The 15089-nt window shown below is 45.4% G+C and carries 12 protein-coding genes and 1 pseudogene; 5 read left to right on the forward strand and 8 right to left on the reverse strand.

The genetic code is table 11. The features are described 5' to 3' along the window. Window positions 1–323: 323 nt before the first annotated feature. The gene (locus UXZ23_RS10885; protein ID WP_320820602.1) at window positions 324–1085 is read right to left on the reverse strand and encodes a DUF6160 family protein; all 762 of its coding nucleotides are present in this window, start codon (window positions 1083–1085) and stop codon (window positions 324–326) included. A 324-nt stretch (window positions 1086–1409) separates the two neighbouring features. On the opposite strand from UXZ23_RS10885, the gene pabB reads away from it, so the two are divergent. Further along, entirely contained in the window at window positions 1410–2696 is a 1287-nt protein-coding gene (gene pabB / locus UXZ23_RS10890) for an aminodeoxychorismate synthase component I (protein WP_320820603.1), read from the forward strand. 60 nt (window positions 2697–2756) lie between these two features. Here the strand turns inward: pabB and thrH are convergent, their stop codons facing one another. After that, a complete protein-coding gene (thrH, locus tag UXZ23_RS10895; RefSeq protein ID WP_015486776.1) occupies window positions 2757–3374 on the reverse strand; it encodes a bifunctional phosphoserine phosphatase/homoserine phosphotransferase ThrH in 618 nt (205 codons plus the stop codon). Window positions 3375–3576: 202 nt separating this feature from the next. Between thrH and UXZ23_RS10900 the strand changes: the two genes are divergently transcribed. Then, entirely contained in the window at window positions 3577–4302 is a 726-nt protein-coding gene (locus tag UXZ23_RS10900; protein WP_320820604.1) for a phosphoadenylyl-sulfate reductase, read from the forward strand. Window positions 4303–4356: 54 nt separating this feature from the next. Here the strand turns inward: UXZ23_RS10900 and cysB are convergent. Further along, window positions 4357–5331 (reverse strand): annotated as a pseudogene (gene cysB / locus UXZ23_RS10905) (HTH-type transcriptional regulator CysB). Window positions 5332–5562: 231 nt separating this feature from the next. Between cysB and UXZ23_RS10910 the strand changes: the two are divergent. The 3 genes from UXZ23_RS10910 (at window position 5563) to UXZ23_RS10920 (ending at window position 8154) form a co-directional block, all read left to right on the forward strand. Then, entirely contained in the window at window positions 5563–6336 is a 774-nt protein-coding gene (locus UXZ23_RS10910) for a sulfite exporter TauE/SafE family protein (RefSeq protein WP_320820605.1), read from the forward strand. Between the two features lie 135 nt (window positions 6337–6471). Beyond that, window positions 6472–6648, forward strand: a complete 177-nt coding sequence (locus UXZ23_RS10915; protein ID WP_320820606.1) for a helix-turn-helix domain-containing protein — start codon at window positions 6472–6474, stop codon at window positions 6646–6648. Between the two features lie 189 nt (window positions 6649–6837). After that, window positions 6838–8154: a 3-deoxy-7-phosphoheptulonate synthase gene (locus UXZ23_RS10920; protein ID WP_320820607.1), complete on the forward strand. Its 1317-nt coding sequence runs from the start codon at window positions 6838–6840 to the stop codon at window positions 8152–8154. Between the two features lie 80 nt (window positions 8155–8234). Here the strand turns inward: UXZ23_RS10920 and UXZ23_RS10925 are convergent, their stop codons facing one another. The 5 genes from UXZ23_RS10925 to hrpA all read right to left on the reverse strand — a co-directional run bounded on the left by UXZ23_RS10925 (window position 8235) and on the right by hrpA (window position 15062). Beyond that, window positions 8235–8969: a VacJ family lipoprotein gene (locus UXZ23_RS10925; protein WP_320820608.1), complete on the reverse strand. Its 735-nt coding sequence runs from the start codon at window positions 8967–8969 to the stop codon at window positions 8235–8237. Between the two features lie 53 nt (window positions 8970–9022). Next, window positions 9023–9802: a DUF2063 domain-containing protein gene (locus tag UXZ23_RS10930; RefSeq protein ID WP_320820609.1), complete on the reverse strand. Its 780-nt coding sequence runs from the start codon at window positions 9800–9802 to the stop codon at window positions 9023–9025. Beyond that, window positions 9783–10655 carry a DUF692 domain-containing protein gene (locus UXZ23_RS10935; RefSeq protein WP_320820610.1) on the reverse strand — a complete coding sequence of 291 codons (873 nt, stop codon included), beginning with the start codon at window positions 10653–10655 and terminating at the stop codon, window positions 9783–9785. Before UXZ23_RS10935 ends, UXZ23_RS10930 begins: the two co-directional genes overlap by 20 nt. 2 nt (window positions 10656–10657) lie before the next feature. Then, entirely contained in the window at window positions 10658–11044 is a 387-nt protein-coding gene (locus UXZ23_RS10940; protein ID WP_320820611.1) for a hypothetical protein, read from the reverse strand. Between the two features lie 106 nt (window positions 11045–11150). Then, window positions 11151–15062, reverse strand: a complete 3912-nt coding sequence (gene hrpA / locus UXZ23_RS10945) for an ATP-dependent RNA helicase HrpA (protein WP_320820612.1) — start codon at window positions 15060–15062, stop codon at window positions 11151–11153. Between the last annotated feature and the right edge of the window lie 27 nt (window positions 15063–15089).

Consider the following 15089-nt stretch of genomic DNA (forward strand, 5'->3'; position numbering starts at 1 on the left):
TTCCACGTTAACTAACTGATCTTGCTGATAGTCTTCGCTTACCGCAACTCGAACGATGGTATCGCCGGGCTGACGATCGTTCACAATGGCCAATTCATGCACCATAGCAAACCCAATTAGTGATCCTAGAAGAATGACAAACACTACACGTAGGCCAAAGGCCCCTCCGTATTGTTATTATAATTTTGTTTAGTCATCTTACATGTTACATAAAATCACAGTATCTACCAACCAAAAATGCGCCATCGGCGCACTTTTTTGTCTTATTTTAGGCATAAAAAAACCCGCCTAAGCGGGTTCTTTTAATTCACTAATAACTGATCTTAGTGACCAGATACAGTGATCGTTGCACCAGCCATTTGGATGTTGCTAATACCAACAGAACCAATGCTTGAACCACCTAGAGTAACTGCGCCCAGCGTCAAGTCACCAGCAATGCTGTTAACTTTGATGTTGAAGCCGTTTGCGTCAGCCCACATAGTGGTATCAACTTCAACATTAGCACCGTCGTTATCAAAAGTGATACCGCTCACGCCAACTTGACCGTCAAGTGCAGACAAAGAACCGTCAGTAATCTTGAAAGAAGACTGAGAATCGATCACAGTCTTAGTGTCAGCAGTGAAAACACCAGCTGCATCATAAGTACCCTTACCGATAGTAGTGTTTGATGCACCCAAATCCATTGACAAGCTCAAGCCAGAGATTAAGTTGCCAGCGTTATCACCAGTAGCATTAACCAAATCAACCGAACCAACACCAATCTGAAGACCAGAAACCGCGCCAGTGGCGATATTCATAATACCTTCTTCAGTGATATCGATTACGTTTTCAATAGTCAGTGTACCAGTAGCAGTACCAACAGTAACAGTGCTCAGAGACAAGCTACCGCCAGTGTCTGTATCAGTGTAAAGGATTTCACCAACAGAAATAGCGTTAGCGCCTTCCAAAGTGATGTCTAGGTTGATACCAGCCTGACCAGTCGCAGCAGACATAGTCGCTTCATCCATAGCAACCAACTCGGCGTTAGCGGCGAAAGATACTGCAGCGATAGACACTGCTAGGGAAGCTTTTTTAAGAAATTTCATTTGTGCACACTCCTGATTATTTTTCTATTATGTCGGCCGCTGTGTCAGCGACCTATCATCAGTCTGCCAGATCTTCTTCAGTGAGTCACTGGAAACCGAATGACTTTATCAATGGGTTTCAATATTCTTAGCTTCGAGTTGCCCCAGAAGCTGGATACCAATCTATTATGTGGCATTAGTGTTGTCCACCACTTTTTTACAAAAAATTACGGAACATAGCCCTAAGAGTTTAAACAATGCTAGAATCGCCACACCATCAACGAAATAAAATCCCTACAAATCAAATAGTTAAGTTCGATTCGCAACCCTTGATTCTGGCATAAAATGACACACGACAAACTCCCCTTTACACCAGCTAAGTTGTTGAATTGTTTAAGCTTTCTTGAGCATCCGATTTTACTACTCAATGGTCTTAGTGGAGTAAATTACACTTCTTTGACGGTTAGCCAATCTTCCAATCCCCCTAGATTCGCCATTTTGGGCCACAAGCCCTTAAAGTCCCTTAAGGTTGTTAAAGATACTGACTATTCCGGCCTTTCTGTCTATCCAGACACGAAAACTAGCACGCACCTTGAGCAGCCAGAGCACTTTATCTCTGGCTGGGCAGGTATCATTCATTACCCTCAATCACACTCCAGTGAACCCGAGGGGCTCTTCAATTATTACGACGCATCTATATACATAGATTTTGAAAGTAATGAATGCTTCCTGCTAAGTCACTACCCACTGACTGAAAAACGTAAAAAAGAACTAAGTCAACTTCGAGATAGCGAGCCACAAAGAACTGCGATAAACGCAAGAAAGTGGGTTCCGGGCTGGACTAAGGAGCAATACCGAGCAGCATTTCAGCGAGTTCAAGACTACTTGCTTGCTGGCGATTGCTATCAAGTTAACTTGGCGATGCCTTTCTTTTGCAGCGACGACTTAACAGATACCAACCCCCTCCCCTTATTAAAGGCCTTCGACGCACCTTTTTCCGGTTTTTTCAAAAACGATAACTATTGGATTGCAACAGTATCGCCAGAACGATTCGTTAAGGTAGAAAATGGCATCATTACTACCAGTCCAATAAAAGGTACTAGCCCTCGCCATCCAGACCCCAAATGTGATGAAGAAAATCGCAATCAGCTTCTCGCCAGCGAAAAGAATCAAGCAGAGAACTTGATGATTGTAGATCTATTAAGAAACGATTTAAGTCGATCTGCGGAGCCGCACAGCGTGAAGGTTGAGAAACTATTTGCGCTGGAGTCACATGCCAATGTCCACCATATGGTCAGCACTATTACTGCAAAACAGAAAGCAAGCCTTACACCAATGGATGTTGTAAGAAATGCATTCCCTGGAGGCTCAATTACAGGCGCACCCAAAGTTCGAGCAATGCAGATCATCGAGGAACTTGAGCTACAAAATCGCGGGGCCTATTGCGGATCAATGGGATACTTCGATGATAGCGGTTTAACAGACTTCAATATTCTTATTCGGACGATTACTGCAACCAAAGATGGCGCTGTATGCTGGGGGGGAGGCGGAATCGTTATCGACTCAACCATGGAAGACGAGTATCAAGAAATATTGAATAAAATAGGAAAGATTCTTGCGACACCTATTTAAACAATACAGATAACAAAATGAGGCATAAAGCCCCATTCCTTTGCGCAGCTTTTGCGATAATTACAAAGTTAAATCGCGATTACTGGCCTTGATGAATTCTTTCTTCAAGTCTTCATAAGTGTGAACTGCAGGGAATTGCGGAAATTCATCAATCACATTTTGCGGCGCGTGAAACAAAATCCCTGCGTCAGCTTCGGCTAGCATGGTCGTATCATTGTAGGAATCGCCGGCCGCAATCGTACGGTAATAAATAGTTTGCAATGCACGAATAGATTGACGCTTTGGATCAGCCTGGCGAAGTTTGTAATCCGTCACTCGCCCAGTTTCATCGGTAATTAAACGATGACAGAACAAGGTTGGAAAACCTAACTGGCGCATCAACGGCTGAGAAAATTCATAAAACGTATCCGACAAAATGATCACTTGAAAACGCTCGCGCAACCAATCAACGAACTCAACAGCCCCGTCTAGAGGTTTTAAAGTTGCGATAACATCCTGAATGTCTTGTAACTTAAAGCCATGCTGATCAAGCAAGCCCAAACGCTGCTTCATTAATACGTCGTAATCCGGAATATCTCGCGTCGTTGCCTTGAGCGCATCAATACCGGTCTTTTCTGCAAACTCGATCCAGATTTCCGGAACCAGAACACCCTCAAGATCTAAACATGCGATTTCCATGACTACCCCATCAGTCAGATTGATTTAGCGCCGTACTCTAGCCAGAAGCCCATACAAACACAATACGAATGCGGCATTCAGTGAGCTAAAGCGGATGATTTTTCCATTAATGAAACTAAGAATATGCGTTTTTATTATTATTTGTACTAAATAGTGGCATGGTAACCTAGCCGCAATTTCGATTAACACATCGGTTTAGAACATGAATAACGACTTAAAGGCCCTAAACGAAGCCTTCACTGATAAACGCCCCAAAGATTTGATCCGCCACGCACTTGAGCAACATAGTGCTATTGGAGTTTCGTTCAGCGGTGCAGAAGATGTCATATTGGTTGATATGGCAGTCAAATTGAACGCAAACGTCGATATTTTCACCTTAGATACAGGGCGCCTACATCCTGAAACCTATGAATTTATAGAGAAAGTACGCAGTCATTACGGAATCAAAATCGACATTCGTACGCCAGAACAACAAGCACTGCAGACATTGGTGCGCGAAAAAGGCCTCTTTAGTTTTTACGAAGATGGCCATCAAGAATGTTGCGACGTGCGTAAAATCGCTCCACTAAAAGCCAAGCTAGCGACATTGGATGCATGGATCACAGGTCAACGTCGTGACCAGAGTCCGGGCACTCGCAATGATGTGAACTTGATAGAAATAGATAGCGCCTTTCAAGGGGCTAACGGTGAACTAACCAAGTACAACCCTCTTGCACTTTGGACTTCAACGCAGGTATGGGAATACATCAAGATATTCGACGTGCCATTCAATAGCTTGCATCAGCAAGGCTTCGTCAGCATTGGCTGCCAGCCTTGTACACGCGCGACACTGCCAAATCAGCATGAACGCGAAGGCCGTTGGTGGTGGGAAGGCGCCGGCCGCAAAGAATGCGGACTGCACGCAGGCAACATCATTAGTAAAGGTTAAGCAGCAAATAAAAAAGGGCGCCCGTGGCGTCCTTTTTTTTGCAAAGCAACTCAATTAGTGCAGAGGCAAATCAACGTTAGCAAACAAGGCATCTAATTCTTGACGATTATGGCACTGAGCCGCTTTCTCGATGACTTCACGCGTTAAATGAGGAGCAAAGGCAGCAATAAAATCAAACATAAAGCCGCGCAAGAATGTCCCTTTACGAAAACCAACCTTGGTCACACTGGAAGCAAACAAATGACTTGCGTCCAAAGCCACAAGATCATCGTCTAAATCCTTATCCACCGCCATTGTAGCGACAATACCGATACCAACACCAAGGCGCACCTAGGTTTTGATGACATCAGAATCCGCTGCAGTAAAAGCAATGCGAGGGGTTAAGCCGCGACTTTTAAACGCCTCATCCAGTTTCGAGCGCCCAGTAAAGCCAAACACATAAGTGACTAAGGGATAAGCTGCAACCTGCTCCAACGACGGCTTAGGATGTTGCGCCAACGGATGATTTTTAGGAACAAGAATACTTCGATTCCAGCGATAGCAAGGCATCATAATCAAATCGCCAAACAACTCCATGGCCTCTGTCGCTATCGCAAAATCGGTGGTGCCATTGGCAGCCATCTCTGCAATCTGCATTGGAGTGCCCTGATGCATGTGTAAGGACACATCAGGATAGTGCTTCATAAAACCTTCGATTACACCCGGCAAAGCATAACGAGCCTGAGTGTGCGTCGTCGATATCGACAAGCTTCCGCGGCGCTCATCGCTATACTCTTGAGCCACCTGCTTAATGCTTTCTACTTTTCGTAGTATTTCGCCTGCCACCTGCAGAATCGACTCTCCTGCCGGAGTAATGCGGGTTAGGTGCTTACCACTACGAGCAAAAATCTCAACGCCTAACTCATCTTCTAACAAACGAATCTGCTTACTGATCCCTGGCTGAGATGTGTAAAGTACTTGAGCGGTCGCTGATACATTTAGATCGTGGTGAGCTACCTCCCAGATGTAACGCAATTGCTGTAGCTTCATACTCCCTCCGATCTAACCTTTAAATTTGTTATAAAAATATAAACAAATATTCCTTTCCAGAATACATGCAAGTCTCTACATTGGCAGCAATTACTATAGAAGCATGAATATATACGCCACAAATTTGCCAAAATGACGGCTAAACCGTAAGTAACGTCCTGCTAGTTTAGCCTACTCATCCTTGCGCATCCGCTTCCTTAGAGCCACAAGTATTACTGTAGACCATTTTTCATGGATATTTTGTTATATATAGCCGCCGGTGCGGCCGTTGGACTGATCGTCGGTGTTACCGGAATTGGCGGCGGGGCATTAATGACACCGCTGCTACTTATGTTCGGTTTTCCACCGCACATTGCCGTTGGCACGGACCTACTTTACGCGTCTCTCACCAAAGCAACAGGAGCGTGGAGTCATCACCAACAGCAGCATGTGCGCTGGGGCCTAGTTCGTCTGTTAGCCCTTGGTAGCATTCCTTCTGCAATCATAACCGGAATTGCGCTCACCTATCTTTTTACAGATGCAAGCGACTACGGCCGCCTATTAAAAAACACTTTAGGTGTAATGCTTATAATGACAGCGGTCGTTATATTGCTGCGAGCTCGCATTCAACGCTACGCTCAACGATACAACAATCGCAACCTTGCGCGTTATCGCCCGGCGGCGACAATTATCATGGGCGTCCTTCTCGGTATATTTGTCACCCTATCCTCCGTTGGAGCTGGCGCCATTGGCACCGCTGTCTTAATGATGCTATACCCTGCTTTGCGATCAACTCATATCGTCGGAACTGACATTGCACACGCAGTTCCGTTAACTCTCACCGCTGGTCTGATTCATATGCACATGGGGAATGTCGACTTTTATCTCCTAGGATCACTTCTCATCGGATCTATTCCCGCGATACACATCGGGGCCATTCTCAGTCGCAAGGTACCGGATAAATTACTAAAGCCACTCCTCGCTGGCCTACTCATGATACTCGGTGCTAAGTACGCCTTCTTCTAGTGGGTTAGCATCGAACTTGGCAGCTCACGAATAGAATTGAATGCGGCACTGGCAGGTTAGTCAGCAACAAATGCAGACTGTTTGAGCAATGCCTGCAAAAGCGTTACTACACTCTTATAAAAGAGGAGATAAATCGTGACGCAAAATCTACTAACCACAGAGCAAGTGTGTGACATTCTTGGCTTAAAGCCAGTAACGGTGAAGCGCTATGCCAAAGAAGGCCTTCTCGATAGTATTCCTGATAACGGAAAACTGCTTTTCGAAGAAGAGAAAGTAAACAAGTTTAAAGCACTTCAAGCCAAGCTGCGCTAACCCCTTCTGCTCTCGGTGAATCGCATCACAGATGCAGTTCACCCCCCTGAAGTACCCTATCAACTTAACTTTCATCCTCATCCAATCTCGACATCAGCTTAAATATTAAGCTAGCTAAACCTATTTACTTAAATTTAAGTTAGTAGTAGTCTTTTCACCGTAAGCCTACTTATCACCACTGAGCTTAGTATGAAAACAAACGATGTCGTTCAATACTTCAAAACCAAAAGCGCCATCGCAAAAGCGTGTACCAATGACGGCTGGAAGCTAACAAGCGCTGCCGTATCCCAATGGGGGGATGAACCCCCACTTGGCCGTCAGAAACAGATTGAAGCGTTAACCAACGGAACATTACGTGCGAATGCGGACCAAGCAACCGCAGCGAAGCAAAATACAGACCTCACCAGCCCAAAAGCGCCAGGAACCGACATGACCGACAATCGCGTAGAAGATCTCAATATTGAATCTATCGTCCCGCTGATTACTCCAAATCAGCTAAAGCAAGACATGCCCATTACTGACACAGCCATCGCGAGCGTGCGCAAAGGTCGCCAAGTGGTGCGTGACATCCTTGATCGCAAAGACCACCGCATATTCGTTGTGATCGGGCCATGCTCAATTCATGATGTCGAAGCGGCAAAAGATTACGCCATGCGTCTACGTGAATTGGCAGAAGAAGTAAGCGACACCTTATACTTGATTATGCGTGTTTACTTCGAAAAGCCACGCACGACAGTAGGCTGGAAAGGTTTAATCAACGACCCATACATGAATGATACGTTCAAGATTCATGATGGTCTGCATATCTCGCGCAAGCTATTGATTGATCTAGCCGAGATTGGCTTGCCTTTATCTACCGAGGCACTGGATCCTATTTCGCCACAGTACTTGCAAGATTTAATTACCTGGTCAGCAATTGGCGCACGTACAACCGAATCGCAAACTCATCGCGAAATGGCCTCCGGTCTGTCATCTGCCGTTGGATTCAAAAACGGTACCGACGGTAGCTTAACCGTGGCAACTAACGCTTTGATGTCGGTTGCTAATCCTCATCGCTTTTTGGGCATAGATCAGGCTGGTAGCGTGTCGATTGTCTCTACCAAAGGCAACCCATACGGTCACGTTGTGTTGCGCGGCGGTGGCGGCAAACCAAACTATGACTCAGTAAATGTTGCCCAAGCAGAGCAAGCGCTGGATAAATCGGATCTTATGAAAAACATCATGGTTGATTGCAGTCATGAAAACTCAAATAAGAATCCGGCATTGCAGCCGCTGGTAATGGACAACGTCAGTAATCAAATACTCGATGGTAATAAATCTATTATTGGCTTAATGGTTGAATCAAATATAAAACACGGCCGCCAGAACATTCCCGCCAACTTGTGTGATTTAGAATATGGCCTATCAGTAACCGACGGCTGTATCAGCTGGGAAGAAACCGAAGAAGCTATTCGCGCTATGCGCGCTAAATTGAAAGATGTATTGCCAGCTCGAGGCAAGCTATAAACTCAAAGCACTAACTAGAAAAACAAAAGCCCGCCTAGTATCGCTAGGCGGGCTTTTTAGTCTTAACGCTCGACTAACGATTATTCATCACCAAAGACATCAAATTCATCATCAAACGCATCCTTGCTCACCCCATCGTTAATTAAATATTCACGACGCTGAAGATAGGCGCTACGAAAAAAAATGTACTTGTCACCGCTAATTAATCCTTCAGAGGCGATTAAATCGGAACGCAGATCGACAATTTTCAACCCCAGCAAGGCTGCATCTTGAGCATAGTTATTGCCAAAATAGGCATAGCTTAAGTTCGAAGAATAATCAACCGCATTGCCCGCCACATCTCGAACCGTGCGAGGACCAAGAAACGGCAACACGACATAAGGGCCAGAACCCACTCCCCAATAACCAAGCGTTTGACCAAAGTCCTCATCGTGGCGCCCCAGCCCGATGGAGCTAGCCACATCGAAAACGCCAAAAAAACCAACAGTAGAGTTGATAATAAACCGAGCGGTATCGGATAACGCTTGGGTCAATTTGAATTGTGCAACATCATTTGCGACGACCAAGACTTCACCGGCATTTGCATACATGCTGGTTACTGAATTATCTATAGACTGCGGAGTGATGTAGTTATAACCAACCGCTACTGGGCGCAGAACGTAACGATCTAAACCATCATTAAAAGCAAAGACCTTGCGATTAAAGCCCTCCCAAGGATCGTTATCCTCCTCAAGAGCAACTACCTGTGCCGTCACCGAGCAAATTGCCAAGGCAAATAAAGATGGTAGGGCCGACAAAGCACTTTTTGCTTTCATTGATTTTTCACCACACGATCGACAATCAAAATTTGCGTTCCATTGTAAACGAATTAAGTGTCACTATTTGAATCTATTCTGGCACCTAATAGTAAACCCTGTTCCTGCCACTGTTCTAATATTTGTAAACCGCCCTGCAAAGCCGTATCGGATAATCCCATACCAGCCTGATTCAACAGGGCAACAACAGCGTCTTTACCGGTTAGCTCTTCGCCTTGAAGTATAACCAACAAGCCTAGAGTAAACGGATTCGTATGTAAAAACCGGACAGTATCATGTCGGTCTCTATAAACAATCAGTGCAGTGGCTTCCGGCAGTAGCGCAGAATTAGCGGCAGAGGCATTATGCACAGGGTATTGATAAAACGCCCCCTCGGTCGCCGCAGCTAATACGGGAACATGGCTACTTAAATCGGCGTTGGGATCAAAATCCCTAGGCTGCTCGACCTCAGCCACATCGACGGCCAATTCCAGCCACTCATAATGAGCCAATTCCTTTAAGTAGGGTACATCCCCGGCTTTCGGCGAATATTCTTGCGCTAAGAACAGCAAGAATTCTTCACTGATCTTTAAAAAATACGGGGTGTGGCATTCATGCTTTAAGAAAAATTCTTCACTCAGCTCACGCCAGCGCTGTTCGCCAAGAATTTCTGCGCATACAGGGAAGGTAGAATCGAGAAATCCACAAACATTATTAAAGAATAAATCTCGATATATTTTTAGTCGACGCGGTTCAATATCGCCAGTAATTTGAACATCAACCGGCTGTTCGCCACGGCTACGGATATGTTGCGTAAGTTGATACTGAATATTTTTAAAGGATGCGGAGGACATTCGTGCTGGCCTTTCCATGATTCTCAATATCACTCTGCAACGAGCGAATTTGACTTAATTCAGCGAATAAATCTTCAACGGCAGGAAAATTAAAGTCTCGTTCAAGCAAGGTCGGTAATACACCATGAATTTCATAGGTTTGTTTCAGTAAATCCCAGACAATATCCTTTACCGCATCGCCATGAGTATCGATCAATAAATCCGGCGCTTCATCAAAATGGCCCGCAACGTGTAAATATCGAATACGCTCGGTTGGCATAGCCTTGATAAATGCCAAAGCATCCGAACCATGATTAATACTATTCACGTAAACATTGTTCACATCCAACAGCAAATCACAGTCTGCCTTTTGCAGCACGGCAGCTACAAACTCAGCTTCCTCCATTGCTTTTCCCGGCTCGGCATAGGCAGATACGTTCTCGATGATTAATCTCTGGCCAAGAATATCTTGCACCTGACTGATTCGATCAGCCACATAGTTTACTGCGTCATCAGTGAATGGAATTGGAAGCAAATCGTATAGATGCCCTTCATCACCGCAGTAACTCAGATGCTCGCTGTAAGCCAAGATACCATGCTCATCTAAAAAGCGTTTTACCTGACGAACAAAATTAAGATCTAACGGCGCTGGACTACCGATAGAAAGCGACAAACCATGACATAAGAAGTCATACCGTTCGGTATAACTTCTTAACGAATGCGCTAATCGTCCACCCAAGCCAATCCAATTTTCTGGAGCAATCTCCATAAAATCAACCGGCAGATGCTCATGCTCGGACAAGGGAGCCATTAACCCCCTTCTTAATCCAAGCCCTGCACCTTGAACATGACGATTAAACGCAGACTTATTCATAATTACTGCTTAGCGCCACACTTGCCTTCGTGATCCGCCTTCATTTCTGAACCACACTTGCCTTCATGATCGGCCTTCATTTCAGCACCGCACTTGCCTTCGCCTTCAGACTTAGCACCGCAACTGCCTTCGTGTGCAGCTTTCTTTTCTGCTCCACACTTGCCTTCACCACACTTGCCTTCGCCTTCAGACTTAGCACCACACTTGCCTTCACCTTCTGATTTAGCACCACACTTACCTTCTGCATGATGAGCCGCAAGCTTGTAGCCAGACTGCAATTCAGCAGACGCAAATGGATTCTCAGCAGCGCTCGCAACAGGCGCTTGAGCGATAGCAGCGATAAAAGCGGTACCCAAAATTGCACTTACTGATTTGATAGACTTGTTCATAAATTATTCCTTGTGAGTTAGCAGTCGAGTATTGCATCGTTAACATACGATACCAATGATACGATCTTAATCACATATTGGATGCGTGCGCTATAAAATATTTAACCTATACGCCCTGCACTAACTCGGCCCAGCGTTTTTGTAAGCGCTTCAGTGAAACTGGCTCTTGAGTACCTAACGGTTGTGCGAATAGAGACACCCGCCACTCCTCAAGTAGCCAACCAAATTCGACTAATGTCGTACGCTGCGCAGAGTCGTTCTTTTCAGTCAAATCTCGCCAAGGCGTATAAATTGACTCAAACTCAATCATAGATTGGCGATCTCTGGGTAAATTACCCTGCAATTTATCCAAGCGATACTCTATCCCTTTTAGATATCGACTGAACGATTTCAATCGAGGCCAATCTGCTTCCAGCATAAAGCCTCTTGCCAGTAACCGCTCTAGATGCACTTTCGCATCACTAAAAGCCATTGCCCTGTCGAGCGAAACAGCTCCACGCATATGCTTCAATATTCGATGACGAGTTTTCAGCCACTCCACAAACAACCCCATCAAGGTTTCTGCGTGCGCCCACAACTCACCCCGTCGAGCTAAACGTTGATTAAACTCGTCTTCGGTTCTCGGTAAGGGTTCAGATTGAGGTAATAAGATATGAGCAAATACTGCCGACAACAAATCATTTACCAGTTCTGATTCACTGCCCAATCCTTTCGCCAACAGCCAATGGGGCTTCATCGATTTTTGAATTAATTGCTTTATGTCTCGCTCTTGGGGAGACAGGGATTGCCGCAACAGATGCAGAACGCCTACACGATGTGATTGCAAGGCAGCATCAGCATCGGCCTCAACCGTCAGTTCGATACCATTTTTAGTTGCTTTTAAACAAGGAAAAGCACGAACAGGCAAGCCTTTGACTTTAGTTTCGGTCGCCGTCGGTAATGAACCAAAATCCCATTTCTGAATATCTGAGCGCTGATAACGATCATCACTCAGAGTCAGCATTTGAACTTGCCCAGCGTCTCCAAAGCGCTGAATTAAGGCTCGCAGATCGCGGTCTTGCTCTATCTGTTTTCCGTCCCGCATAATGCGAATATTCATTTTAAGGTGCGCTTCTAACTCACCTTCTTGGAAAACATCCACATCTATCTTTGGTCTTAACGTTCGATTTATAAACTCAAGCAATTGCACATACAGCCCGCCGACATCAGGATTAGCCTGCCGTAAAAATTCCGCTGCGCTATCGGGCACTGGAACAAACTGCTTACGAATATTCTTTGGTAGACCCTTAAGTATGGCAATCACTTTATTAGCGATAAGTCCGGGCACGAGCCATTCGATCCGAGATTCCGGCACTTGCCTTAACATCGCGAGAGGCACGGTTAGCGTGACACCATCATCGATGGCGCCCGGTGCAAATGAATACGACAAAGGAAATGCCAACCCTTGCCACTCCAGCTCTGCTGGATAGGCATCAACACCAATACCGGACGCCTGCGGACTTAGCAGCATATCTCGAGTAAATTGAACCGAGCCCTGTTCGGCTTTTGAGGCTTTGCTATACCAACGTTCGATATCACGAGCGCTAAACAAATGAGACGGTAAATTAGTCCGATAAAAATCAGCTAAGTATGCATCATCTAGTACTAAGTCTCGACGTCGGGCTTTTTCTTCATATTCAGTCACGTCGTGCAATAGCTGGATGTTATGCTGGTAAAATCCCACTCGACTTTTTAATCGCTGTGCAACTAAACCTTCTGAAATTAGAATTTCGCGCGCTTCTTCCGGATGGGTAGTTGCATAGTTAACCCGCTTTTTAGGATTAACAATTAAGCCGTATAGCATGCTTTGCTCAAACGCTAATACCTGCCCACGCTGCGTGCTCCAGTGAGGTTCAAAATATTGATATTTTAATAATGGCTTACCAATCTCTTCAATCCATTCAGGTTCGATTTTAGCCAAGGTTCGAGCATAAAGCCGAGAAGTTTCCACCATCTCTGCTGCCATCACCCATTTAGGCGCCTTCTTATAAATATTGGAACCTGGAAATAGAAAGAAACGACGATTACGTGCCCCTAAGTATTCCTGCCCCTCAGCTTTAAAACCGATTTGACTTAACATGCCAGACAATAACGCTTTATGTACGGCTTCGTAATTAGCGCTTTCGTCTCGCTCTTTTAGACCTAGTTCCTTGCATACAATATGCAACTGGCGATGAATATCACGCCACTCACGCATGCGCATAAATGATAGAAAGTGCTTAGTACACCATTTACGTAATTGATTTTGAGTCAACGCTTGGCGTTCAACTTCGTAGGCATTCCATAAATTAATCATGGCAACAAAATCTGAGTCTTCATCGGCCCAGAGTTTATGTTTTTCAGCTGCTGCTTGTTGTTTCTCTGGTGGACGTTCGCGCGGATCTTGTACCGTCATCGCCGAAGCAATAATTGTTAGTTCGCGTACGCACTGCTGCTTATCGGCTTCCATTAATAAACGTGCAATACGGGGGTCCAATGGCAAGCGAGCCATTCGTTGACCTAGAGGCGTGATACGCTTTTTCGCATCAACAGCTTCCAGCTCCGCCAACAGCGTAAAGCCGTCTTTTACAAAGCGCTCGTCAGGTGCATCGACAAAGGGAAAATCGCGAATATCGCCTAAACGCAAATCCAGCATTTGTAAAATAACAGAGGCTAAATTGGTTCGACGAATCTCTGGATCGGTAAATTCCGAACGAGCTATAAAATCCTGTTCTTCAAATAATCGAATACAGACGCCTGGAGACGTTCGCCCACATCGACCAGCCCTTTGATTCGCACTGGCTTGAGAAACCGCCTCAACCGGAAGGCGCTGAACCTTACTGCGATAGCTATAACGACTAATACGGGCAACGCCCGAATCAATCACATATTTAATACCCGGAACCGTTAACGAGGTCTCGGCTACGTTCGTGCTCAAAACAACACGACGACCGCCGTGGGGCTTAAAAATTCGTTGTTGATCAGCACCACTTAACCGTGCATAAAGTGGCAATATATCAGTGGCAGGCAAATCGCTACGACGTAGAAACTCGGTGCATTCCCGAATCTCACGCTCACCGGGCAGAAACACTAAAACATCACCCGGCTGACCGTTTTTACTGTCTTCCATGCGTAATTCATCTAATGCATCGCGAACACCTTCAAACAACGATCTATCTTCTTCGTCTTCGCTGGTGCGCACTAAAGGCCGATAACGCATTTCAACAGGGAAAGTCCGTCCCGATACTTCAATAATCGGCGCATTATCGAAATGCTTAGAAAATCGTTCCACATCGATCGTTGCCGAGGTTATTACCAGCTTTAAATCACGACGTTTTTGCAGTAATTGATGTAAATAACCAAGTAAGAAATCAATATTAAGACTACGTTCATGTGCCTCGTCGATAATGATGACATCGTATTCATTGAGAAACCGATCACCCTGAGTCTGGGCTAACAAGATACCATCGGTCATCACTTTAATGCGGCTATCGTCTTGACTCTGATCGGTAAATCGAACTTGATAACCTACCGCCTGACCCAGCGGTGTTTGCAATTCATCGGCGATGCGCTGTGCAACTGCACGCGCAGCCAACCGACGCGGCTGGGTATGACCAATACGCCCGAAGCGACCCAATCCTGCTTCAATACATAACTTTGGTAACTGGGTGGTTTTACCCGAACCCGTTTCACCAGCAATAACAACGACCTGATGATTTTGAATTGCCTGCAGAATATCGTCGCGGCGATCACTCACAGGTAGGTCGGGATAGGTTAATACCAATGGCTGTGAACGTGATGAGACCACTTGCTGGCTACGCTGAATTCGAGCAAGAAGCTTTTCGGTATCCTTGATCAACGTCGCATTTGCAGCTTCATCGTCAGCTACGCAACTTTTCGATAAGGCTTCCAACCGCTTCACCTGCTGACGCAATGAATGACGATCTTTAATCAGGCACTGATCCACAGCCTTGTACAACCTAGGGAGATCAAGCTTCATGCGTATTCTTCACCATTTTTATAAATG

Source organism: Thalassolituus sp., from assembly GCF_034111725.1.
In the GTDB taxonomy this organism is placed as follows: Bacteria; Pseudomonadota; Gammaproteobacteria; order Pseudomonadales; family Oceanobacteraceae; genus Thalassolituus.